26 protein-coding genes are annotated in these 24,836 nt (G+C 35.4%); 20 read left to right on the top strand and 6 right to left on the bottom strand.

The annotated features are described in order from the left end of the window. Window positions 1–28: 28 nt before the first annotated feature. From MKX39_RS10775 to MKX39_RS10720, 12 genes are all read left to right on the top strand, one after another. Window positions 29–637, top strand: a complete 609-nt coding sequence (locus MKX39_RS10775; RefSeq protein ID WP_093538385.1) for a superoxide dismutase — start codon at window positions 29–31, stop codon at window positions 635–637. 126 nt (window positions 638–763) lie between these two features. Continuing rightward, a complete protein-coding gene (locus MKX39_RS10770; protein ID WP_340769569.1) occupies window positions 764–2,965 on the top strand; it encodes a peptidoglycan D,D-transpeptidase FtsI family protein in 2,202 nt (733 codons plus the stop codon). A gap of 449 nt (window positions 2,966–3,414) precedes the next feature. Beyond that, window positions 3,415–4,392: a PstS family phosphate ABC transporter substrate-binding protein gene (locus MKX39_RS10765; RefSeq protein ID WP_340769568.1), complete on the top strand. Its 978-nt coding sequence runs from the start codon at window positions 3,415–3,417 to the stop codon at window positions 4,390–4,392. A gap of 258 nt (window positions 4,393–4,650) precedes the next feature. Further along, complete coding sequence (gene pstC / locus MKX39_RS10760; protein ID WP_445678046.1) at window positions 4,651–5,508, top strand: phosphate ABC transporter permease subunit PstC; 858 nt, start codon at window positions 4,651–4,653, stop codon at window positions 5,506–5,508. 1 nt (window position 5,509) lies between these two features. Continuing rightward, window positions 5,510–6,388 (top strand): phosphate ABC transporter permease PstA, encoded by an 879-nt coding sequence (gene pstA, locus MKX39_RS10755; RefSeq protein WP_340769566.1) that lies wholly within the window; start codon window positions 5,510–5,512, stop codon window positions 6,386–6,388. Window positions 6,389–6,414: 26 nt separating this feature from the next. Next, a complete protein-coding gene (gene pstB / locus MKX39_RS10750) occupies window positions 6,415–7,218 on the top strand; it encodes a phosphate ABC transporter ATP-binding protein PstB (protein WP_419958589.1) in 804 nt (267 codons plus the stop codon). Between the two features lie 18 nt (window positions 7,219–7,236). Then, a complete protein-coding gene (phoU, locus tag MKX39_RS10745; RefSeq protein WP_093538391.1) occupies window positions 7,237–7,896 on the top strand; it encodes a phosphate signaling complex protein PhoU in 660 nt (219 codons plus the stop codon). A 640-nt stretch (window positions 7,897–8,536) separates the two neighbouring features. Further along, a complete protein-coding gene (gene ltrA, locus MKX39_RS10740) occupies window positions 8,537–9,865 on the top strand; it encodes a group II intron reverse transcriptase/maturase (protein WP_340769565.1) in 1,329 nt (442 codons plus the stop codon). 177 nt (window positions 9,866–10,042) lie between these two features. Further along, window positions 10,043–10,408 carry a hypothetical protein gene (locus MKX39_RS10735; protein WP_340769564.1) on the top strand — a complete coding sequence of 122 codons (366 nt, stop codon included), beginning with the start codon at window positions 10,043–10,045 and terminating at the stop codon, window positions 10,406–10,408. A gap of 254 nt (window positions 10,409–10,662) precedes the next feature. After that, window positions 10,663–11,298: a CPBP family intramembrane glutamic endopeptidase gene (locus tag MKX39_RS10730; RefSeq protein WP_340769563.1), complete on the top strand. Its 636-nt coding sequence runs from the start codon at window positions 10,663–10,665 to the stop codon at window positions 11,296–11,298. 551 nt (window positions 11,299–11,849) lie between these two features. Continuing rightward, window positions 11,850–12,137 (top strand): hypothetical protein, encoded by a 288-nt coding sequence (locus tag MKX39_RS10725; RefSeq protein ID WP_093537610.1) that lies wholly within the window; start codon window positions 11,850–11,852, stop codon window positions 12,135–12,137. A gap of 567 nt (window positions 12,138–12,704) precedes the next feature. Further along, window positions 12,705–12,938, top strand: coding sequence for a hypothetical protein (locus tag MKX39_RS10720; RefSeq protein ID WP_340769562.1), 234 nt, complete (start codon window positions 12,705–12,707; stop codon window positions 12,936–12,938). 171 nt (window positions 12,939–13,109) lie between these two features. On the opposite strand, the gene MKX39_RS10715 is transcribed toward MKX39_RS10720, so the two are convergent. The 3 genes from MKX39_RS10715 to MKX39_RS10705 form a co-directional block, all read right to left on the bottom strand. Further along, window positions 13,110–14,333, bottom strand: coding sequence for an IS110 family transposase (locus MKX39_RS10715; RefSeq protein ID WP_340769561.1), 1,224 nt, complete (start codon window positions 14,331–14,333; stop codon window positions 13,110–13,112). A gap of 786 nt (window positions 14,334–15,119) precedes the next feature. Further along, window positions 15,120–15,590, bottom strand: coding sequence for a hypothetical protein (locus MKX39_RS10710; protein WP_340769560.1), 471 nt, complete (start codon window positions 15,588–15,590; stop codon window positions 15,120–15,122). After that, window positions 15,590–15,940, bottom strand: coding sequence for a hypothetical protein (locus tag MKX39_RS10705; RefSeq protein ID WP_340769559.1), 351 nt, complete (start codon window positions 15,938–15,940; stop codon window positions 15,590–15,592). The genes MKX39_RS10710 and MKX39_RS10705 overlap by 1 nt, the downstream gene beginning before the upstream one ends. Window positions 15,941–16,115: 175 nt before the next feature. Here MKX39_RS10705 and rpmG point away from each other — a divergent pair, with 175 nt between their 5' ends. From rpmG to MKX39_RS10680, 5 genes are all read left to right on the top strand, one after another. Then, window positions 16,116–16,265 (top strand): 50S ribosomal protein L33, encoded by a 150-nt coding sequence (gene rpmG / locus MKX39_RS10700; RefSeq protein ID WP_093538394.1) that lies wholly within the window; start codon window positions 16,116–16,118, stop codon window positions 16,263–16,265. A gap of 59 nt (window positions 16,266–16,324) precedes the next feature. After that, window positions 16,325–16,915: a 5-formyltetrahydrofolate cyclo-ligase gene (locus tag MKX39_RS10695; RefSeq protein WP_340769558.1), complete on the top strand. Its 591-nt coding sequence runs from the start codon at window positions 16,325–16,327 to the stop codon at window positions 16,913–16,915. Beyond that, window positions 16,912–17,106, top strand: coding sequence for a YqgQ family protein (locus MKX39_RS10690; protein WP_093538396.1), 195 nt, complete (start codon window positions 16,912–16,914; stop codon window positions 17,104–17,106). The genes MKX39_RS10695 and MKX39_RS10690 overlap by 4 nt, the downstream gene beginning before the upstream one ends. A gap of 225 nt (window positions 17,107–17,331) precedes the next feature. Next, complete coding sequence (locus MKX39_RS10685; RefSeq protein WP_340769557.1) at window positions 17,332–19,236, top strand: LTA synthase family protein; 1,905 nt, start codon at window positions 17,332–17,334, stop codon at window positions 19,234–19,236. 90 nt (window positions 19,237–19,326) lie between these two features. Further along, a complete protein-coding gene (locus MKX39_RS10680) occupies window positions 19,327–20,436 on the top strand; it encodes a YqgU-like beta propeller domain-containing protein (protein WP_340769556.1) in 1,110 nt (369 codons plus the stop codon). A gap of 52 nt (window positions 20,437–20,488) precedes the next feature. Here the strand turns inward: MKX39_RS10680 and MKX39_RS10675 are convergent, their stop codons facing one another. Beyond that, entirely contained in the window at window positions 20,489–20,668 is a 180-nt protein-coding gene (locus MKX39_RS10675) for a DUF2759 domain-containing protein (protein ID WP_340769555.1), read from the bottom strand. A 133-nt stretch (window positions 20,669–20,801) separates the two neighbouring features. Here MKX39_RS10675 and MKX39_RS10670 point away from each other — a divergent pair, with 133 nt between their 5' ends. Next, window positions 20,802–21,440 carry an MBL fold metallo-hydrolase gene (locus MKX39_RS10670; protein ID WP_340769554.1) on the top strand — a complete coding sequence of 213 codons (639 nt, stop codon included), beginning with the start codon at window positions 20,802–20,804 and terminating at the stop codon, window positions 21,438–21,440. Between the two features lie 86 nt (window positions 21,441–21,526). On the opposite strand, the gene MKX39_RS10665 is transcribed toward MKX39_RS10670, so the two are convergent. Together MKX39_RS10665 and MKX39_RS10660 are read right to left on the bottom strand one after the other, a co-directional pair. After that, window positions 21,527–21,769: a DUF2626 family protein gene (locus MKX39_RS10665; RefSeq protein ID WP_090563733.1), complete on the bottom strand. Its 243-nt coding sequence runs from the start codon at window positions 21,767–21,769 to the stop codon at window positions 21,527–21,529. Between the two features lie 141 nt (window positions 21,770–21,910). Continuing rightward, the gene (locus MKX39_RS10660; RefSeq protein ID WP_340769553.1) at window positions 21,911–22,591 is read right to left on the bottom strand and encodes a helix-turn-helix transcriptional regulator; all 681 of its coding nucleotides are present in this window, start codon (window positions 22,589–22,591) and stop codon (window positions 21,911–21,913) included. A gap of 176 nt (window positions 22,592–22,767) precedes the next feature. Here MKX39_RS10660 and comGA point away from each other — a divergent pair, with 176 nt between their 5' ends. Both comGA and comGB read left to right on the top strand, forming a co-directional pair. Beyond that, entirely contained in the window at window positions 22,768–23,784 is a 1,017-nt protein-coding gene (gene comGA / locus MKX39_RS10655; protein ID WP_340769552.1) for a competence type IV pilus ATPase ComGA, read from the top strand. Then, entirely contained in the window at window positions 23,771–24,829 is a 1,059-nt protein-coding gene (gene comGB, locus MKX39_RS10650) for a competence type IV pilus assembly protein ComGB (protein ID WP_340769551.1), read from the top strand. The genes comGA and comGB overlap by 14 nt, the downstream gene beginning before the upstream one ends. The last annotated feature ends 7 nt before the right edge of the window (window positions 24,830–24,836 follow it).

Below are 24,836 nucleotides of genomic sequence, written 5' to 3'. Positions count from 1 at the left end.
CTAAAATATTCTTTAGGAGGAAACAATAATGGCATATGAATTACCAGAATTACCTTACGCATATGATGCACTAGAACCACATATCGACAAAGAAACGATGAATATTCATCACACTAAACACCACAATACTTACGTGACTAACGTAAATAACGCACTTGCAGATCATTCGGATCTACAAGGCAAATCAGTGGAAGAGTTAATCGCTAATTTAGACGCTGTTCCAGAAGCAATCCGTACTGCAGTTCGCAATAATGGTGGCGGACATGCTAACCACTCATTATTCTGGCAAATCTTATCACCAAACGGTGGCGGTAATCCAACAGGAGAATTAGCTTCAGCAATCGACGCTAAATTCGGTAGCTTCGACGCATTCAAAGAAGAATTCGCTAAAGCTGCTACAACACGTTTTGGTTCAGGTTGGGCTTGGTTATCAGTAGCTAACGGAGAATTAGAAGTTTCTTCTACAGCAAACCAAGATTCACCGATTATGGAAGGTAAAACTCCATTATTAGGTTTAGATGTTTGGGAACATGCTTACTACTTAAACTATCAAAACCGTCGTCCAGACTACATCGGTTCTTTCTGGAATGTAGTAAACTGGGATGAAGTATCTAAACGTTTCACTGCTGCAAAATAAGAATTTTGCTAAAGTAACGTAACATCTATAATAATTGAAACTTTGCACACACTTTTTCGTCTAAAAGTGTGTGCTTTTTATGTTACACTGTTCATATGTAAATTATTTAATAAAGAAGGTGAACTCATGCGAAAAATTCCAAATAAACGTGCACAAAATATGAAGGCTAAACAACGAGCAAATATTACATTTCGTATGAACATACTATTTTTCTCGATATTTATCCTCTTTACTATGCTAATACTCCGATTAGGCTATCTCCAAATTGTTAAAGGTGAAGATTACACCCGAGAATTAGCCCGTACCGAGGAAGTACCAGTAAACACTAGTGTTCCCCGTGGTCGTATTTTCGATAGTGAAGGACGTATAATGGTTGATAATCTTCCACAGCGAGCTATTACATATACCAAAATGCAAACAACAAAATCCGAAGATATGTATGAAATTGCAGAAGAACTAAGTCTATTAATAGAAAAAATACCAGCAGGAATTACAAAGAGTGATTTGCAGGACTTCTGGTTAAAAGAAAATCCAGAGGAAGCTCTCGAGTTAGTGAGTGATAAAGAGAGAAAAAAAATAGAAGCAAATGAAGACTTAGACAAAAAAGAGAAAAGTAAAGAAATCAATCGTTTAACTAGAAGCAGAATTACGGAAGAACAACTGAATTCATTTACGCCGGAACAATTAGAAATCATTGCTATATATCGAGTGATGGCTTCTGGTTATGCATTATCTCCTCAAATTATTAAAGGAGATGACGTAAAGGAAGAAGTTACAGTGGAGGAATTTGCGCGGGTTTCTGAAAGACTTGGAGACCTAGAAGGAGTAAACACTACGACAGATTGGCGCCGAGTGAAAAATTCATCACTGGCTATCCTAGGCACCACAACACTACCGAAAATAGGTATTCCAAAAGAACGTTTAGATTATTTCTTAGCTCGTGATTATTCTCGAAATGATCGGGTTGGTACAAGTTATATTGAACAACAGTATGAAGAAGTTCTTCAAGGTCAAAAAAGTGTTGTAAAAAATATTACGGATGGAAAAGGAAGAGTAATTGATATTCAAACCGTTTTTGAAGGAGAGCCAGGAAAAGATTTAGTGTTAACAATGGATAGTGAAGTTCAATTAGCACATGAAGAAATTATTGCAAAAGAACTACTTAAATATAGCAATAGCTATGGTGGTAAGTACTTAGAGCATGCTTATTTTATAATGATGGATCCTTACACAGGTGAGGTGCTTTCGCTTGTAGGAAAACAAGTCGGGCGTAACGAAAAAACGGGCGCAAAGGAAATTCAAGACTATGCATTTGGTGCGTTTACTAATGCATATGAAATGGGATCCACTGTAAAGCCCGCTACTGTACTTACAGGTTATCGCGAAGGTATATATTCCATTAATGGTACGTTAGTTGATGAACCTATCCGTATAAAAGGCTCAGCACCTAAGAGCTCCGTATTTAATAGGTCTGGCAGTATACGTGTAAGTGATTTACAAGCGTTGGAACGTTCTTCCAATGTGTTTATGTTTAAAACTGCATTTGGAGTAGCTGGTAAAAACTATGTGCCTAATCAGTCTATCAATTTTGGAACGGAAGCCTTTCTTAAAATGAGAAGTGGCTATGCTCAGCTCGGACTTGGTGCATTAACTGGTATTGATCTTCCTGGAGAAGTGAACGGAGAAACAGGTGGTTTTGATGATGGTAAACTGCTAGATCTTAGTATTGGCCAGTTTGACACATACACCACACTACAACTGGCACAATTTGCTTCTACTCTAGCTAACGGAGGAAATCGTATTCAACCACATGTTGTCAAAGAAATTAGAGAGCCTTCTGAGGATGGTGTTCAACTAGGGAAAGTAGTAAAAGAAATGACTCCTACTATTTTGAATACAGTAGATAATTCAAGGGCAGAAATTGAACAAGTTCGTAAAGGTATGCAACGTGTCTATTTTGGTGCTAAAGGGACAGCTAGAGGCGCATTTGCAAACGCTCCATTTACAGGCGGAGGAAAAACAGGGACTGCTCAAGCAAGCGAATTTGATGCAGATTTATGGCGAACGTTTAATACTGTGAATTTAACACATATTGGTTTCGCTCCATATGATAATCCTGAAATTGCCTACGCACTTGTTATTCCAGATGCTTCCTTAGAATCATCTTACAAAACAAATTTTTCTACAGCAATAGCAAGAGAGCTTGTGGATAAATATTTTGAGATTAAGAATAAAAATAAAGAGACAACCGAAATTGATTCAACTTCTACCTCTCTTATAAAACCCGCATTTACAAATGCTAAAATTGATGAAGAAGAAAACGAATAATATAATTTCTTTAAAAACAAAAAAGGAAGTGACGAGATCACTCCCTTTTTTTAATAAGAATAAGAAAGTATATAAAAGCAAGGCGTTCTTCTTGAAGTGGGAAATCAATGGCATATCTACATTTCTGTTATTTAAAACCGGGCATCTTTTGGCTCGGTTTTTTTTATAGCATAAAAGATTTGTGATTGTTAGAAAAAAATAACTGTTAACCCAACAAAGTTAGGCGCTAGAAAGTGGAAATTTATCTTCTGGCGCTTTTTTATGTCCAGCATCTTTTTTTCTTCTATATAAAAGTTTTTTACCTTAAGCATTTGCTTTGAACTCTCAAATTTACTCTCACCCGTATTTACAAAAGCTTTACACTCCATTCATACGGTCTAAATATAGAACCTATAAAGTAAATCTTGTAAGTAAAAGAAAACAAAACAACACATAGGGGGATTTACCTGATGAAAAGCTGGAAGTATTTAATGATGACAACAATGGTTGGTTCGGCACTGGCACTAGGAGCTTGTGGAGATGATTCAACTGCAGATGAAGTTGAAAATGAAACTGGTACAGAAGAAGCAGCAACAGGTGAAACTCAAGATGAAGCAACTTTAGAAGGACAAGTATCCGGTGATGGATCAAGTACAGTAGCACCGATAATGGAAGCACTTGTTGAAGAATACGCAGCTGTACAAGAAAAAGTTAAAGTAACTGTGGGTGTATCGGGAACTGGTGGAGGTTTTGAAAAATTCATCGCTGGCACAACAGATTTCTCTAATGCTTCTCGTCCGATTAAAGATGAAGAGAAAGCAGAATTAGAAGCAGCAGGAATTGATTATACAGAATTTAAACTTGCAAACGACGGTTTGACAGTTGTTGTAAGTAAAGATAACGATTGGGTTGAAGATGTAACAGTAGAAGATTTAAAGAAAATGTGGATTGAAGATGGAACAACAAAAAAGTGGTCGGATATTAATGCAGAATGGCCAGATGAAGAAATTATCTTCTACTCCCCTGGAACAGATTCAGGCACATATGACTATTTTGATGAAGTAATTTTGGATGAAGCTGACCTTGTAAAAGCAGCAACACTTTCAGAGGATGATAATGTTCTAGTACAAGGTGTTCAAGCGGATAAAAATGCAATTGGCTTCTTCGGTTACGCTTACTACCTAGCAAATCAAGATACATTAAAAGCAGTGAAAATTGAGGGTGTTGAGCCAAATAACGAAACAATTGAATCTGGAGAATATTCTCCATTATCTCGCCCATTATTTACGTATGTAAGTAACAAAGCACTAGCAGAAAATGCTGCGTTATATGATTTTATAGAGTATTCTCTTGAAAATGCTGGAGATATGGCTGAAGCGGTTGGCTATGTTCGTCTCCCAGATACTGAATACGAAAAGGGTCTATCTACTCTAGAAGCTTTAAAATAAGCGAGTAAAAATTGTAACTTCAATTTGTGAGATATGTACTTTACTAATAAGGGTTGAAGCATGTGCTATTACAGCCTGTTATACCGGGAAAATTGGTAAACGGAAAAGGTGTGGAATGGGTAGCTTCTGCTACTCATTTCTTGCGTTTTGGTAAAAGGGGGATTCACCGTGGGTCAAAAGCATAGGGCTGACAAGCTTTCAGTACAAGAGCTTATTCAAAATTCAAGTGGTAAAAAGCAGAGAAAAATAATAGAAAAGATGATTCCAATCATCCTTTTATTGATCGCTTCTGTATCTGTACTAACGACATTTGGTATTGTTGGAACACTAATTGTTGAAACGGTCATATTTTTTAAAGAAGTAAATATATCTGACTTCTTATTTGGTACCGAATGGTATCCATTTGCAAATACTGAACAATTATTTGGAATACTACCACTGATAGTGGGAACTTTAAAAGTTACTGCTATTGCGGTTGTAGTTGCTGTACCCTTTGGTATTGCTTCAGCAATATTTTTGAGTGAGTATGCAACTGATAAAAGTAGAAGAATTATTAAACCTGTTTTAGAAGTGTTAGCAGGAGTTCCAACTATTGTATATGGATTCTTTGCTTTAACATTTGTTACACCTTTACTTCAACAATTTATACCGGATTTAAAAATCTTTAATGCGCTAAGCCCCGGTATAGTTGTAGGGGTTATGATTCTACCAATGATCGCATCCTTATCAGAAGATGCAATGTCCTCTGTACCGAATTCGATACGAGAAGGCGCTTTAGCCATGGGTTCTACTAAATTAGAAGTAGCATTAAAGGTAGTTCTACCAGCTGCACTTTCAGGAATAACAGCTTCGGTAGTTTTAGCAGTTTCAAGGGCAATAGGTGAAACAATGATTGTTTCTTTAGCTGGTGGCTCTACACCAAAATTCGATTTAAATATTACAGAATCAATTCAAACAATGACTGCGTATATTGTCCAAGTTTCTTCAGGTGACGCAGGTTACGGTACAACTATTTATTATTCGATCTATGCAGTTGGATTTACGCTATTCCTGTTTACTTTGTTAATGAACTATCTTGCTCACGTTATTTCCAAAAAGTATCGGGAGGAATATTAATATGAGATATGTGAATCATGAAGCAGTAGTAAAGAAAATGAATAAACGATTAATAGTAAATGGTATATTCAAAACTATCTTTTTTGCAGCAACGTTATTTGCATTATTAGTTTTGGGAGTACTGTTCTACCGTATCATCTCCCAAGGGGTAGGTTATTTAACTCCCGAATTCTTCCAAAACTTTGGTTCGCGTGTACCCGAAAAAGCCGGTATTAAAGCAGCGCTAGTTGGCTCTATATGGTTAATGTGTGTAGTTGCTCCAGTATCTATTATTTTGGGAGTTGGGACAGCTATTTATCTGGAAGAATACGCTACAAAAAATAAGTTGAATAATTTTATACGAATGAATATCTCAAACTTAGCAGGAGTTCCATCTGTTGTATTCGGTTTACTAGGGTTAACTATTTTTGTTCGAGCATTAGCACTGGGAAATAGTGTATTAGCTGCCGGCTTTACAATGAGCTTATTAATACTGCCAGTAATAATTGTAGGGTCGCAAGAAGCAATTCGAGCAGTTCCACAAGATGTACGTGAAGCTTCCTATGGTATGGGAGCTACAAAATGGCAAACAATCATTAATATTGTATTGCCTTCAGCTATACCGGGAATAATAACTGGGGCAATTTTAGCGCTTTCACGTGCTGTTGGAGAAACAGCTCCTTTGGTAGTAATTGGTATCCCAGTAATTGTTCACTTTCTACCCGATAATTTACTTAGCCAATTTACAGCTTTGCCAATGCAAATTTATGATTGGGCAAAAAGGCCGCAAGAGGCTTTCCAATACGTTTCATCTGCAGGTATTCTCGTCCTTATGATATTCTTGCTTCTGATGAACTCGGTTGCTATATTTATTCGAAATAAATTCCAAAAACGCTATTAAATACGATGAATATTAGGAGGGACTAAATGATGGTACAAACGTTGGAAAAAGGGTCCGCAAAACAAATGGTAGCTTCTAGCATTGTTTACGATACGCAAAAGTTAAACTTATGGTACGGGAATCATCACGCGCTAAAAAATATAGATTTACAAATTAAGGAAAATGAAGTTACTGCTATAATAGGGCCATCGGGTTGTGGTAAGTCAACATATATTAAAACGTTGAATCGTATGGTAGAATTAGTGCCAACGGTTAAAACATCCGGAGCAATCCTATATCGTGAACGAAATATCTTTGATGCAAATTATGGTGTTGAAGAGTTACGTACAAAAGTAGGAATGGTATTTCAAAAGCCTAATCCTTTTCCTAAGTCCATTTATGACAATATTGCGTATGGACCTAGAATTCATGGTATAAAAAACAAAAAAGTTTTGGATGAAATTGTAGAGAAAAGTTTACGCGGTGCTGCCATATGGGAGGAAGTTAAAGACCGATTAACTACAAATGCCTATAGCCTATCAGGTGGTCAGCAGCAACGCATATGTATCGCTAGATGTCTTGCAATAGAGCCAGATGTTATACTAATGGATGAACCAACATCTGCACTAGATCCAATTTCTACACTTAAAGTAGAAGAACTCATACAAGAATTGAAGCAAGACTATTCCATCATTATAGTGACGCATAATATGCAACAAGCAGCACGTATATCGGATAAAACAGCATTTTTCTTAAATGGGGAAGTGGTTGAATTCGATAAGACAGATGTTATTTTTTCAACGCCTGAAGATAACCGTACAGAAGATTATATATCTGGGCGTTTTGGATGATGAAAGGGGTAATTTAAAATGGTTGGAAGAGAGAAGTTTGATGCAGATTTAAACTTTGTTCAATCTTTGTTACTAGATTTAAGTAATGCAGCTATTGATAATTTAGACAGCTCAATGAATTTTCTTTTTCAGAAAAATATTGAAGGTGCTCTAGCTATACTCGAAAATGATGAGCATATTAACCGTATGGAAGAAGAAATAAATGATCGAGTAATTTTATTGATAGCAAAACAACAACCGGTAGCTACTGATTTACGTAGACTAATGGTACTTGTCAAAATTGCAGCTGATATGGAGCGGATTGGTGATTATGCATGTAATATTGCGAAGGAAACAATTCGTATAGGAAAAGACGAGCATATTGAGCCGATTGTTTTGCTTGATGAAATGCGCAATAAAACGATTAAAATGCTTAAACAAGTTCTGGATGCCTTTACAAACGAGAACATGGAAGAAGCTAAAACTATAGCCAAACTAGATGATGAGGTAGATGAAATGTATGGGCATATTATTAGAACCTTGCTCAACACAGGAGTTAATAATCCTGCTCAACTAAGCCAAGTTACTCAATTATCATTTGTATGTCGTTATTTAGAACGGTCAGCAGACCATGCAACTAATATTGCAGAACGCCTCTTATATTTATTAAAAGGGAAACATTACGAGTTAAATAATTAAATAAGTGATTGTTAAAAAACGGTAGATACCTAAATGGTGTCTACCGTTTTTTAAAGATTGGCTATGTTAAAGATGCGGGTTGGTTTTTCGTAGTTTGTGAAGTGTTACACTTAAACTAACGCAGCAGTTGTGCGGCCGAGCCTAGGTCGTATCATATAGCGGGTGGGATTCCCGTCGAGAAAGAACTAGCCATTCACTCGTAGCGAGTCTTGGGGGGCTAATGGTAACATTAGCCTTTAAGCGTAGACAGTTAGGTGGCGGGCCGAAAGCCAACTGGTTGAAGGGATTGAGCTCCATAATGTTAGTAAATCGAGAGGGCTGATGCCTTAACTGCGGTAGAAAGCTACATTTTATCCTTCGCTAATGGCAAGAAGGATAAAACCTCTCTGGGGTCAGAGACCTTGGCACGTTACACATGGATATGATACGGCAACTCGGGAGACCCTACCGGTCTTTTCTTTTTTTTTAGAAGAGTATGGTGTACAAGCGATAATAAGCAAGGAAGCCAAATGCCGTTGTAGGGAGTCGGATAGCAGCGTAGTACCAATGAAGTTGGGTAATGCCGATGGAGGAAAGGCTGCTACCAAGTTATCACCCTTACTAGGGACACATTTACTACACGCGGAGGTAGGGATAATAAATGGAAACAAAACTATTAAGGATAGCAGAATTAGCAAAATCTGAACCGAGAATGAAATTTACATCACTTGCACATTTACTAAATAAGCAATCTCTAGTTCAATGCCATCATGAATTACCTAATAAGAAGGCAACTGGGATTAATGGCACAACTAAAGAGCAATACAGTGAAACACTAGAGGAAAATATAGTGGACTTAGTAAGTAGGCTCAAAAGTAAAAGTTATCATCCTGTTCCCGTAAGGAGAATGTACATTCCTAAGCTTAACTCCAGCAAGAAAAGACCGTTGGGGATACCGGAACATGAAGATAAGATTGTACAGAAAGGCGTTACAAAAATACTAAATGCCATCTATGAAAATGATTTTCTAGACTGCTCTTTTGGGTTCCGCCCAAATCGTAATTGCCACGATGCTTTGAAGATTTTAAACCATTATATTGAAAAGAAATCAGTAAGTTATGTAGTAGATGTAGATATCAAAGGATTCTTTGACAACGTTGATCACATATGGATGATGGAGTTCTTAAAACTGCGAATTGCTGACCCTAACCTACTAAGAATAATAGGTAGGTTTCTTAAAGGTGGATACATGGAGGAAGGCAAGAAATATAAGACAGATAAAGGCACACCGCAAGGTGGAGTCATATCTCCGATACTTGCCAATCTGTACCTCCATTATGTTCTGGACCTATGGTTTGAGAAGAAGGTCAGGAAAGAGTGTAAAGGCCACGCATATATAGTTAGATATGCAGATGATTTTGTGTGTTGCTTCCAATATAAGAGCGAAGCTGAGGTGTTCTTTCAATCATTAAAGGTAAGATTACAGAAGTTTAACTTAGAAATAGCGGAGGATAAAACCAAAATTATTCCCTTCGGGAGGTTTGCGGAGAAAGATACAAAAAAAACGGGGAATAGAAAACCTGCGACCTTCGATTTTCTCGGTTTCACACACTATTGTGGGAAGAGTAAACAGGGAAATTTTCGTGTGAAACGGAAAACAAGTAGGAAGAAGCTACAAGCTAAACTGAAGGAATCGAAAGAATGGATAAAGAGTAACCGAAATAATGATATTCATATGATTATGGATAGATTTAAACGCTCGCTTGTAGGTTACTACAACTACTATTGCATAACGGATAACACTCAAAGTGTTTACCAATTTAGAGACAAAATTCAATATTTACTCTTTAAATGGCTCAACAGAAGAAGTCAAAGAAAATCCTTTACTTGGGATAAATTCAATCTCTTTCTTCATAAATACCCGTTACCTTCACCAAGAATTAAAGTGAATATATACGATTTAAGAAAGAAGATTGGCTACATTTTGTGAATGATGACTAGGAGGAGCCGTGTGCGTGAATAGCGCAAGCACGGTTCTGTGAGGGGGGAGGAACACAATCTACCGTAAGGTAGAGAGGTTCCCTTCTACTCGACTAGTTGAATAACAATGATGTAACAATATAACAGCAACTACCGACTAATTCAAAAAGAAGGGGGATGCTTTTAATTGAAACGAGTGATACTTTTTACACTGATAGGTCTTATTTTATTTATTTTAGGTTGTGCAAACAGTAGCACTAATAGTGATTTTAATGAAAACTATAAACTAAGTAATGATGATTTTAATTCTGTTAAAGTAACAGTAGATGGAGTTATGGTCTTAGAATCAAACGACAAATCAAAAATAGAAAAAATAATTAAAGAAATAAATACTAATGTGAGAGAGTTTGCACAAGAAATGGAGTTTGAAAATCCTCCAGAAGGATTGATTACACTAATAGGTGAGGATGAAGTAGAGGTATCGTTTTTTAAAGAATCAGGCAGAACTCTTTATGGTCATTATTACATTCATACAGACTTTATATTTCATTAAGTTTATTAAACTAACGGGTGCTTTAGTTAAACAAGTGGCTGCCTGTAAGGGTAGCTTTTTCTTTTTGAACTAACGCGGCAGGTTAGTTCAATAAGAAGGTATTTTTGCCTTTACGTTGAATAAGTTAATATATGTAAATTATAGAACAAAAGGGGTGCTTTACTTCAAGTCTGAGGGTGGCACTTTTTTCTTGAATTAAACGAAGCAGGAGTTTTTTTTATAAGCATATCTATTATGGTTGAGTGGAGGTATAAATGAAAAAAAATCATGTATATGCATTGATAATCTACTTTGGAGTATTACTTTTAGGTGATGTCATCACTTTGATATTTAATAATTCGAGAAGTTTAGTTATTATACTTAATTTTACGCTTTCCCCATTGTTATTGTTAATAACTTTATATTTATTGAGAGACGATATAAAACTAATGGTATTTGAAAAAAGAAAATCAACGGTTAAACAATCATTATATGCTATTATCAAATGGTTTTTTATTGCCATAGTTGGTTTTATAGTTATTGTTACAATAACACCTTTGTTTTACACGTCTGAAGTATCTAATTCTTCTAAAATGACACAAGCTATCCCTTTAATAGTTATTCCATTTGTTTTTATAGGACCAATATTAGAGGAATTAATATTCAGAAGAATTTTATTTACCTCATTTTCAAAGAAATTCACTATTCTATTAAGTATTCTTTTTACCTCAGTAATCTTCGCTGGGTGGCATATGGATTTACCAAGTTTTCCTTTATTATTCTGGTTATCAATCGTTTATACTTACAGTTATTATCAAACTAACAGATTATTAGTTCCAATTACTCTTCATGTCCTATGGAATTTATTTTCATCAAGCGTAGCTATAATTGGTACTTACTTTTTTGAATAACATTTAATTTAGGAATACATTCATTGTTAGCTTGTTATTAAGCTAACTAGGTGCTTTAGCTCACAAGTGGCTGCCTTCAAGGGTAGCTTTTCTTATTGAACTAAAGCGGCAGTTTAGTTCAACAGTGTTGTATAATAAATGGATATCTTTAGTTTGAAAATCACATGTTGGTACAGGGAGGATTGTATGTGGAGTTTTAGCACTTTTAAAGACAAGCGTTACTGGATTCTTTTGATTACAGCTATAATTATCTTCGTCCTGTTCGCTGTTTTTACCCCGGATTATATCCTCGAAAAACCTTACTTTGGACCATTTACAATGCTTATAGGTGTAGCTTTATTCTGGTCGACATATCATCTTTGGAAGTATTTTGGTGATAAAAGGAAGAGGAATAATACCGGATGACAGTTGCGATTTGCAACTTGTTTGTTCAACTAACGGGTGCTTTAGTCAACCACAATCCGGGCTTTCCCGGAAAACTAGCAAAGTGTCTTTGTCTTTATAGGACATGGTGTTATGGAACGCTACATTCATTAGGAGGAGGCATTGTTATGGAAATATACTGGGTTAACGGACAATATCAAGAAGATGAACGGATTTTTGATTCTCAGTTTGAAGTTTATGAATGGACGGACTCATTATATCAAGATTTCTCAAATGGCTTTTTGAGAAAAGAAAATATCGGTTATGCAACTCCTGATGTAAAGGTAATTGATTGTTTAACGGAACTAATACCACAATGGGCCGGATACACGAATGTAAATGTTACAATGCATAGAGATAAGATTGGGGTAGAAGGTAAAGATATATATAGAATTTGGACATCGTATAGTAGATAAAGTTATTCCACAATCGGGCACGATTATGGAAGATTACCTTTCTGTTTCTTCTTCCACTAACGAGGTGCTTTACTTCAAGAAGGAGTAGAGATTTTTCTTATAACATTTATATAAACAGAAAAAAACAACCAAAGATAGGTTGTTTTTTCGGTGTTTAAAAAAGAAGATTCCATATGTATTTAATTCCACCCCATAAAGCTAAGGCTATGATTACTGCTAGTATTCCTTTAAAAATATCTCTCATGTAGGTTGCCTCCATCGAAGTTGTTAACTATTTATTTACGAAAGAGAGTTATAAAAGTTTCATATCGATAACTTCTAGTGAACAGGGTGAGTTTCTTCTGAATTCGACCATAAAGTTTAACAAAAGATAAAGTGCTTATTTCACTAACGGGTGCTTTACTTCAAGAAGGAGTAAAGCTTTTTTCTTCTTTAACTAACGCCGCAGATTAGTTGAATAAGGTACATTAGGATGAATATGGTAAAATGGAAATAAACAATAAATCAAATGTTTTTGTTCAGCTACCTCTATTGAGCGAAGAACGATACATTTTAGGGGGATTTTATATGGAGAAAATCTTAGTGAAAACAGGGATATATTCATTGATTTTATCTTTCTTCTTATTAATAGTCTTTATGAAAAGAGAAGAAAGCACAATTGATTTTGAGGGGATGACTTCATTTGTTGTAACGCCTTATCCAGAGTTTTTCTTTCATATTTTTAGATACTCTATTATCACTTCAATCATTGCAGTAGTATTTGTATGGCTATATATACTGTCGAAAAAGGAAAAAGAGTAACAAACTTAACAGGTATATTATTACTTTATAGATATTGTGAAGGTTTGTACTTAAACTCCCATGAAAATTAAAATCTTCGATTTATAGAAAAAGACAATACGAAATTTGACGCAGCCCAATAATTTTTTAAAAAAGTGCAGCGCCTAAAAGAGAATTAAATTGTGGGTTGGACTAGGAGGCATTTGGTTCAGTGATTGTCACGTTGTAACCTAAGTTTTCAAGTCTTCGAACTGAATATCGTACAATCGATTGTTCTTTTTGCTTGTCAAAGTAATCTTCCCCTAGGTCTACGTACATTTCTTTGCGAGTTAGGAGATAATAGCTGATTCTTAAAATGGCATGAGCCACTGATATTCCTGCACGCTTTTTACCCTTTCTTGATGCAGTGCGCCTATACAGGGCTCCCAAGTAGGTTTTGGATCCTCTAACAGAATGAGCTGCTTCAATTAATGCCGATTTCAAGTACTTGTTTCCTTTTTTCATGGTAGTTGATTTCCTCTTGCCCGCACTTTCATTATGTCCAGGTACTAATCCTGCCCAGGAACATAAGTGCGCCGTACTGGGAAATTGCTTCTCCACATCTGTACCAACTTCGGCTAAAATTTGTTCGGCCATTCGAGTGGCGATGCCGGGAATGGAATCCAATCGTTCTATATCATCTTGATGGGAGGATAACCTAGTAGCTACCTCTTCGTTTAATAGCTCAATCTGCTCAGTTAGAAATTCTATATGGACCAGAATGGTTTTTAACATGAGACGTTGATGTGGATTGATATACCCTCGAAGAGCTAGCTCCAGTTCACTCTTTTTCTTCTTCATTGATCGGCGAGCAAAGCTAGCTAGTTTCTCAGGATCATTTTCGCCATCGGCGATAGCACGGAGCATATCAAGTGACGAAACACCCATGATGTCGGAGACAACGGAACCGAGTTTGATATTGGCTCCTTCTAAAACCTTTTGAATCCGATTATGTTGTTTCGCTCGCTCTTCAATAATACTTCGACGGTATCGAACCAACTCCCGTAATTCCCGCTGATTTCGGTCTGGAATAAAACATGCTTTAAGTAGACCGTGACGAAGAAGTTTGGCAATCCATTCGGCATCCTTTACATCGGTCTTGCGACCTGGTACTGCTTTCATATGTTGGGCGTTCACTACTAAAAACTCAATGCTCTCGGCTTCTAGCAAGTTAACAATAGGCTTCCAAAATACACCTGTACTTTCCATTGCTACGTGAGTACAACCATGCTCCTTAATCCAGTCAATTAACTGTAATAGAAATACAGTTTTAGTGGAAAACGTTTGAATCTCCTTTCCTTTTGGCGTAATAATACAAGCAGTAATGGAATCCTTATGGACATCCATCCCACAAGCACGTTCAATGATTACTTCCATTGTAATCATCCTTTCTACGGCAAATAGTATTGGAGGCTGGTGCAATAACCAGAGTAGGATTAATCTCCCATGAGTGCTTCCCGTAAGGGAGCGACAGTCTGTGATGCACCGTGGTCGTTGGAGTCAGACTAACGGATGGGCTCTATGGCACCATAGTTCATCGACCTTCCTCTCCCAGCCGTAGTATCCTATACCCAGGTTTTCATATTTTCATTCTCTGTGGTGTAGCGCTGTTTTTGCGCTACATGGGTGGCTAACGGGTGCTTTAGTAAAAAACGGACACCAAAGTAAAATAAGCGTGGGAGATACATTTTCCAGCTCTTTTTTATGTGCATTTTAAATCAACCTTTATCTTTAACATAGCCTAAAGATTTAACGTATAAAATAAATTTTGAGCATTTGACTCAGATATCCAGGTATTAAAAAAAGATCTATAAAATAGATATTACTGATTTCCGTTTCAGGTGGAGAACAAAGGTTAAGAGCACCACGGCCAGTGGCAACACCTTTGTAACCAACATCCTGTTGGCCTCCGGAGGCTTGGCTTCAGCCTCCTAGTATCATTTCTCTAGTTACCCAAAATGCACTATCCAATTTCTAAGGGTTATAGGAGGAGGACTGCCAGGCAAACGCCATAAGATTACCGAAAAAAAGGAAGCTGCTTTGTTGTGACATCCATCACAAAAAACAGCATCCCTAAAAATTTCTCGGTAATCGTCTCGGTAATCGTATAGCAAAACTTCTGTCCAAAATCCTTCGAAACGAATAAAAACACGTTTTGACCTTTTAGCGTGTAATAGTTTCAGCAATTTGTTTTAAAGACATGGAGGAATTAAGCTCGTAGTTTCCAACTTGGACGCGTCCTGCTAATCCTTGATCAGACAAATAATTATCCATATCGACTTTATTTAAAATGATGCCAGCATCTGCTAGTTTTTCACTAATTTCAGAAGATGTCATTCCTACTTCGATAGAAAGAGTCATCGAGGCAGCTGTAGGAGCTTGTTCCTCAGGTGTTTCAGTTTCAGCAGTTTCCTTGGGAGCAACTGTTTGAACTTGTTGTGCCGCATTTAAATCAAGCTGTAGCTCTGCTAACTGTTTTTTTACTTCAGTAAGTTCCTGTTGTGCCTGCTTATAAGCTTCGTCTGTAGTTGTAGCAGTGGAACTAATACTATCTTTTTCGACAAGTTCTTCTATTTGAAATGCAGCACCAGCAAGAAATAATCCAATTCCTATATTTCGAATGGTTTTATTCATTACTTACCACCACCAATTACATATTTAACTTCATCAATGGTTAATGAAGAGCGCACGCTAATTTCATTTAACGAAAAACCTTGTTTATGTAGCTCTAAGACTTGGTTTTTTATAATATCATGGATAGCGGGCTTAGTTTGTTTTTTTATTGGTGTAGAGACTTTTGTAGATTCGATCAGTAATTCTTCTTCTATTACTTTAAGTCTACGTTTAATAGTACTTGTTTCCTGATAAACTGTGAATGATAATTCCTCTAACTCCGACTCCACTTTTTTGGAGGAATCCTTGAAGAAAAAAGAAACTGCGATTAGTACAATACCTATAATCATTATAATGATGGAAAAGTCCATAATACTCACCTCTTATTGTTATATTTCTACACTTATACTAACATATTCGAAAAAACTTTGAATAAATTCTTGCATTAATAGTAGATTTTATTTTGATGTATGCTATAATTGGTTAGTCGTATAAATCATGCTCAAGTTTTATATTTAATCCTGACAAAGAGTGGGAGGGACAACCATGCGCGTTAATATTACACTAGCTTGTACAGATTGCGGAGAGCGCAACTATATTTCTAAGAAAAACAAGCGTAACAATCCAGAACGTCTTGAACTTAAAAAATATTGCTCTCGTGATAAAAAAATGACTACTCATAGAGAAACTAAATAATAACCTAAACCAAAACCGATTATGGTTTTGGTTTTTTTCTATTTCTTGGAGGAATATCGATGACTAAGAAAATTATGAGAAATGCGATGAAAAAAAAATTAACCTCTTTGGATCAAGTAGCATATAATAATCAGTCCAAACAAATTGAAGAAAAGTTTTTACAACAAATAGCAGATTCAGATACTACTACAATCGGATTAACAATATCTAGCTTCCCTGAAGTGGATACATGGAGTATAATAAAAGAGTTATGGAGTATAGGAAAAAAAGTAGTAGTACCTAAATGTACACCCATAGATAGATCCATGATATTTTATGAAATACAAAGTTTTGACCAATTAGAACGAGTTTATATGCATTTACTTGAACCAAATCCACTGAAAACCAAAGCAGTTGCATCCCAAAACATCGATTTACTCGTCGTACCTGGAATAGTTTATAGTCAACAAGGCTACCGCATTGGATATGGTGGAGGCTATTATGATCGTTTCTTAACGAAATTTAAGGGAGATACTCTATCATTGGCATTTGATATACAAGTTGTTAATGATGTTGAATATGATGTATTTGATCTACCCGTTAATAAGATAATTACACCAACGAATATTTTTCAATGCAAACAGATTCGTGAGAAGGATGAAATAGTATGAATTCAGTATACGACGTTATGCAACTTTTAAAACGATTTGGAATATATGTATACACGAAAGATCGTTTAGCCGATTTAGAAATGATGGAAGATGAAATAAGAGAACTATATAAAATGCAAATGATTGAGTCGAAAGACTTTCAAATAGCTATATTATTATTGAAACAAGAGCAAAGTAGGAGCAAGATTTAAAGGACATCAGAGGCGATTAAGCTCTGATGTTTTATGTTTTTATAAATAAGTGAAACTTTTTACGGGTTGAATCCGTCTTATATAGGGTATGGTATAAAAGACTTGTACAATTCTATCATAATCATTGTTCTTTTTTATTGATTTATTGTTAAGAAAGGATTAAGATAAGTTCTGTTACTTTGAAATAATTATAAAATATAGATTGAAAAAGGGGAGGGTGTAGGCATGATGAAAAAAAATTGGCCAACACATTCTATTCTAATTCTTGCTATTGTGGCAACTTGGATAAAAACATATATTGTTTACCACACCAGCTTTGACATGGATATTGAAAATACGATGCAACAAGTGATACTCTTTTTAAACCCGCTTAGTTTTTTACTATTTATCTATGGGATTTCATTGTTCTTTAAGAGTCCTAAAGCTAGAAATAGATATATAGTAATTACAAGCATAATACTTTCCGCTATTGTATATGCCAATGCGGTGTTTTACCGTTTTTTCACGGACTTCATTACAATACCGGTACTATTTCAAACAAGTAATTTTGGTGACTTAGGTTCATCTGCAGCTGAAAGTATCTTCTTGACTGATATCTTCTATTTCACAGATGTTGCAATCATCATTATTGCATTGAAGTGGTTGAAAATCGGAGCAGAGGTTAAGCTAGTTAAACCAGCTGTTAGAAGAGCATATTTTGTTATAACTGCAGCAATTTTATTTTTAAACTTAGGTTTATCTGAAATTGAACGACCACAACTACTAACAAGAAGTTTTGATCGTGAAATGCTTGTAAAGAATATTGGTCCATATAATTATCATTTATATGATATTTATATCCAATCTAAATCACATGCGCAAAGAGCGCTCGCTGATGGTAGTGAATTAGTAGAAGTAAATAACTATGTTCGTTCTAACCAAGTAGATGCAAATGAAAAAATGTACGGAGTAGCTAAAGATCGTAATTTAATCGTTGTTTCGATGGAGTCCTTACAATCTTTCGTTATTAATAATGATATGAATGGTCATGAAGTAACACCGTTCTTAAATTCATTAACGCAAGATAAAGACACATATTATTTCTCTAACTTTTATCATCAAACGGGCTTAGGGAAAACGTCTGACTCTGAGTTCTTACTAGAAAATTCACTATATCCACTTGGTGGAGGAGCGGTATTCTTTACTCATAGTGGGAATACATTCCATTCGATGGCGGAAAGCTTAGGCGAAGAAGGATATTATACAAATGTATTACATCCTAATAACAAAAGTTTCTGGAATCGCGATATAATGTACAGAGCATTGGATATCCAAAAGTATTATGATGAACAAAGTTATGTTGTGAATGAAGAGGATGCAGTTAACTGGGGTATGAAGGATATACCTTTCGTAAAACAATCAGTTGATTTGATGGCAGATATGCCTCAGCCGTTTTATTCTCGTTTAATCACCTTAACAAATCATCATCCATTTACACTAGATGAAGAGGATAAGTTGATACCTGAATATGATTCCAACTCAAATACACTTAATAGATATTTCCAATCGGTTCGTTATATGGACGAAGCTTTGAAAGTGTTCTTTGAAGATCTAAAAGAAAAAGGTTTATATGATAATTCTATTATTGTTATGTATGGGGATCATTATGGTATTTCTGAAAATCATAACAAAGCAATGGAGCAATATTTAGAAAAAGAAATTACACCATACGAATCAGCGAAACTTCAACGTGTTCCACTATTCGTTCACATACCAAATAGTGGCGATGGTAAAGAAATGACCGAAACGTCTGGTCAAATTGATTTACGACCTACGATTTTACATGCTTTAGGTGTAGAAACTTCAAAAGATATGCAACTTGGTGCAGATATGTTCTCTGAAGAACATGAAGAATTTGTTGTGTTCCGTGATGGTGGATTTGTAACAGATAAGTTTGTTTATGCTGGTAATGCTTGCTATGATAATGCGACAGGGCTACAGATTGAAATAGATAACTGTCAGCCATATATAGATAGAGCAACGCAAGAACTTGGCTATTCCGATCAAATTATTAATGGTGATCTATTACGCTTTTATGATTTGAAAACAGGAAACTTATTGTTAGATGAAGCAATAAAAGAAGACAAATAAGCTAAAGCACAGACATATTTTTGTCTGTGCTTTTTCTTTGAAACAAAATGAATTTAAATTCGTCTAATACGTTGTGAAGGGGGGAGTAGGTTGAAAAAAGCTTTGATGTTATTACTTTGTATAGGATTCCTGCAAGGTTGTAGTGAGAAGGAATCTGGCATTGATACAGTAAAACAAGATGTTGATAGTGAAATACGAGCAGATAGTGATGAAGTAGGGAAATTAGCGAATCCAGTTAAACCTTCCATTTTGTTGGATAATAATGCCTTCCATAGTGTGGTAGGGTGGATGTCCAATGATGAAATAGTTTTTGTTATTGTTGAAAAAGGACAATGGATGATTAGAACTTATACTGTATCAACGGCTAGTTGGAGAACGATTTATTCTACAACTACTCCCATTATTCAAGCTACCATTCATCCTTCAAAAGAAATGATTTTATTACATACTTCTAAAGATTCATCCTCTGCAGAAATTCAATTTTTACATAAAAATGGTTATATTATTCAGAGCCTTTCGTTTGAATCGGCAGAAATTTATATGGATTGGCATCCCACTAATCCAAATTTAGTTGTGTTCTCTACATTTTATGAGGACTGGACTTATAATACGTTTGTATATGACGGCGCTACTCAAGATTTAACATCGATCGAAATAGAAAATCCGTTTGTAAAATGGTATGATGAAGAGAATTTAATGGTATTTAGATGGTCGGATTCTGCCTTAGATGGAAGTGAACTTTTCCTTTACTCGAACATAGATGGGACTCTGAAAAGTACTGGTGAAGAAAAGATATTGGATGTGACGAACATAGGGGAAGCTCTGCTATATGTTCAAATAAACGAAGAGAACAAACAATTTGAATATCGTTTGGAAGAGAATAATGGTAAAAGAGAATTTAAATGGGCAACGCCAGCAGTCTCTAATTACTCTGAGTGGGTTATTCCTTCTTTTTCAATCGTTTCTCCACAAGAATTACTGTTATTAAACGCTAAAGAATCTCGTAATCAGGATGATCCAAGTCAAAAAAGTATACTATCGAAGATTTCTTTAGGGGGTCAAAACATATTAGGTGAAGTAGAGGAACAATCTGTTACGTGCTCACCTAATGCTAATATTTGTTTGGGTGGTTATACAAAAGATAATTGGATTCAAATAGAGCCGCTAAAAGTTGAGAAGTGGATTTATTTAAATGAATAGAAAAAAGCTGCTGTACATATAAAAAATGTACAGCAGCTTTTTTAATTACGTTTTAGTGTAAGCTTGGTGGGAAACCTTGTTGCACAATTGTCATGACAGTAAAGAAGCCAAATACAGCCAATGTACCAAAGTTAAATAGAACACCTAAAACATTCTTTTCTTTAAAAGCTTGATAAGTACCAACTACAGCTAAAAGTGTAACTAGTCCAAAAATAACCATTAATAAGTTCATAAAAGACACTCCTTTCGACATCAGAAAATGAATGTCGCATTTGCATATTTCTCTTCTATTGTAATTCTAATTTGAAGTTTTGTCGAGTAGAAAAGTGGTGAATTATCGTATAAGATTAGAAAGAGGTGATTTTATGTTAAACGTTCGAACTTATCCGTTAGGTTATATTCAAACAAATTGTTATATTGTTTCAAATGCTACGAAACAATGCTTAATTTTTGATCCGGGGGGAGAAGGAGACAAGTTAATTAGTGAGCTTCATCGATTAAAGATGAACCCGTTGGCGATTATATTAACTCATGCACATTTTGATCATATTGGAGCCGTAGACCAAGTGAGAGACAGTTTTAACATCCCGGTGTATATCCATACTTCTGAGAAAAAGTGGTTAGTGGATCCGCTTAAAAATGGTTCAGCCAAATATGCAGAAATTCCATCTATTATTTGTAAAGAGGCAGATGTATTGTTGAATAAGGAGTCAGAGTTAAAAATTGGTGATTTTCATATGAAGTTAATACATACTCCCGGGCATTCGCCAGGTAGTTTAACGTATTATTTTAAAGAAGATGACTTTGCAATTGTGGGGGATACGCTTTTTCAAAATAGTATCGGTCGGACAGACCTTCCAGGGGGTAATGAATCCGAACTTTTGAAGGCTATTCATACAAAACTGCTTACATTACCTGAAACCACTCTAGTTTATCCAGGACACGGTTCATCCACTACTATTGAAACAGAAATGGAATCGAATCCGTTCTTAAATGGTTTTTAAAAGGTTCACATAGTTTTACCCTATTAGTTGGAGAAAATACACAAAAAGCAGCTCATTGAAGTGAGCTGCTTTTTGGTGAACAATTATTAATGTCCCGCACCTGGTACGTGCATGAATGTCGTGTAATATGTAAAACCTGCGAAGAAGAACATTAAGTAAGCTCCGAAGATGTACATATACATACGTTCCGAAAGGTTTAAAAACCCTAAAAGAAGGAATAATCCCGTATTTGCTAAAAATAGTAAAGAAGCTTCTGTCATATCACCTAAATAAAACATAACTGCAAAAATCCCTGTCCAGAAAGCCATTACTTTATACATATTGCCCATTTGTAGTCCCTCCTTTTACAACCATACAAATAATTCTCATATTTATTATAAATGAAAGTGATCGTACATGTAAACTGATTATTAGTTTTCTTTACACATTATACTCTCTATTGTCACAAATATGTATTATCTATGCTTTCATTATAGGACTTCTATTTGATATACGCAATTGCTACATTGTTTTTGTTTACTTTCAAGCTGAATAAATTCGTTATTTGGGAACAAAGCATCAAACTGGCCTTTTAAAAATGATTCGTGAATACTGCAAATAATATGGGGATGATTAGTTAGTTGACCTTTAAAAGGGCAATTAAAAATAGAGAATGTAATAATTTGTTTATCGTCTTTTTTTTCGATATTTGGGATATATCCTACAGCGAGAGCAGCAGCAGATAGTAGTTCTATTTTTTGGTCGAAGCTTTGATCGTTTATTTTGGCCTGTTGCATAGAATCGTATCCCGAAGTATAACTAATACTTTTTGCATTTTCGAGCGCTTCTGTACCCATTGTTTCCACTAACTCTAATAACCAGCCTAGTAACAACTGATTTTCTTGTTTTGGAAAACTTAACTGAATAGGTTGATCTGCAACGGTATATATACGCGCAGGTCTACCGCCTTTTTTGTTGTACAGTAACTCCGAGGTAATTAATTTAGTTTCATTTAGCTTGGTTAAATGTAATCTTGCAACATTAGGGTGTATGCCGAATCGATCTGCAATTTGCTGCACATTTACTGATTGTACTTGCTTAACAATATACAAATAAATTGAATACCTAGTTTCGTCCGCTAAAGCATTAGTTAGCTGTAAAGTATTTGGCACACAATTACCTTCTTTCTTCTATTAGTTATTATTATAATCAATCACATAAGAATAATAAAATAATTATAATATAACAGAAAATTTAAAAAACTACTTCCAATTTTAGATGTAAGCCAGTATAATAATCGGTACAAGCTGTTTTGCGGTCACAACTTGTATCTGGGGAAAGGAAAATTATGCAACAAGTAGAAAATGTTATTGAAGAAAAATGCTTTCGACTACTTAGAAAAGCTCATAAATTCGGTGCTTCCGATTTACACATGATTCCTAACGAAGATAGTTATACTTATTTTTTTAAAAAGAATTCTCAAATGTTTGAAGCGGGTAAGCTACCATTGAACATTGGAGAACGCATCATCTCATTCTTCAAGTTTATCTCCTCTCTTGATATCAGCGAAAAAAGAAAGCCACAAAGCGGTTCCTTTCAACAAGTATTTAACTCTCATAAATTCTCATTTCGTGTGTCTACACTTCCCTCCATTTTTAGCAAGGAAAGTATGGTAATACGTCTCCAACAACATGACAACGCTAAAATTATTCATTCCCTCTCTCTGTTTAGAGATGCAACAGAAAAAATTGTAGAACTTGCCAATAATCGTCAAGGTTTGATCTTATTTGTAGGTCCTACTGGCTCTGGAAAATCCACCACTATGTATTCACTCACCAAATATTGTTCAGAAAATTTAAATCGACATGTCATTTCGTTAGAAGACCCAGTCGAGAATAGCCAGTCCCATTTACTTCAAATTCAAGTGAATGAACGGTCTGGAGTGACTTATTCGACTGGTCTAAAGGCTATATTACGCCACTCACCAGACGTTATTATGATAGGAGAAATTAGAGACGAGTCCACAGCTAAAGCAGCAATTCAAGCAGCGCTCACAGGCCATCTTGTCGTTTCAACTATTCATGCAAAGGACGGTGTGGGATCTCTTTATCGTCTTGTCGATCTAGGGGTAACCTCAGAAGAGCTAAAGCAAACAATTACCGGTATTGTTACGCAAAGATTAGTCGTTGTATCAAAAAGCAGTGAATCTGAATTATCCGCAGTTTTTGAGATTCTATCTGATGATTTGTTAGAGGAAGCATTTCAATCTATGTATATTGGTAAAACTTATCATATTCCCTATCAATTTTCTTTATCCTACCAAATAGAGAGAGGGGTTAGAGAAGGTGTTATTGAAAAAGGTTAAAGCTTATTTGGAAAGGAAGCAACAAACAATTCCTCCAAAAATGCATTCCTCTTTTTTGAGTAGATTAAGTGATCTCTTAAAGGAAGGTTATACCTTTCATGAATCCATTACTATGTTGTTGCCCTTTCATGTGAAAGACTCAGATACTGTTAGTAAAAGAATTACGGATGTACAACGAAATGGATTAAATGTGGTCGATGTATTTAAATTATTAGGTTTTCCAAATAGATTATTGTTGCCATTGAACCTCGCTTCTGTACATGGGCAATTACAACAGACGATTACTGTATTAAGCATAAATACTGCCTTTTTTGAAGGTGCCAAGAAACGTCTAAATAACTTATTGATGTATCCTGTCTTTTTGTTTTCGATCCTTTTTTTATTGTTTACGATGTTTAGAATTTACTTCATGCCTAATATGGAATCATTGATTGGTTCAAGGGGAAATGAGTCTTCGGATAATTCTTTAGCTTGGACAGGTTATCTTTTGCAAATGCCAAATATATTTATCTTCGCAGCAATAATTGGATTTAGTTTGATTGTTTTATCCTATCTTGCCATACAAAGGCTTTCATTAGAGAAGCAACTCCAAATTTATCTGAAATTGCCAATAGTGAGAAGTTGGTATCGATTGCTTCTTACAAGAATATTTGCAAGAGAAATGGGTGGACTATTGGAGAGTGGCATGTCGTTACAACAATCATTTGAAGCGCTTAACTACCAAAAGGAGCATCGAGTTCTTCGCTATATCGGGGAACAGATGAAAGACAAGGTAGTACATGGTGAATCATTCTCACAGGCCGTGTTCCTTTTAGATTCATTCACAACCGAATTATTTTATTTTGTTGTGCATGGTGAAAATAGTGGTTATTTAGGAAGAGAACTATCTCTCTATAGTGAGTTTCTTAGTCAAGAAATAGAAAGTAAGCTATCTCGCTATATAAGTATAGTTCAACCAACGTTATTTTTAATATTAGCCATATTCATCATTGGTGCTTACTTGGCTATATTATTGCCTATTTATAACATGATTAATATTGTATAAAGGAGAT

Origin of the sequence: Psychrobacillus sp. FSL K6-1464 (assembly GCF_038003145.1) — a bacterium.
Taxonomy (GTDB): domain Bacteria; phylum Bacillota; class Bacilli; order Bacillales_A; family Planococcaceae; genus Psychrobacillus; species Psychrobacillus psychrotolerans.
This window is presented reverse-complemented; position numbering and strand designations above follow the sequence as displayed.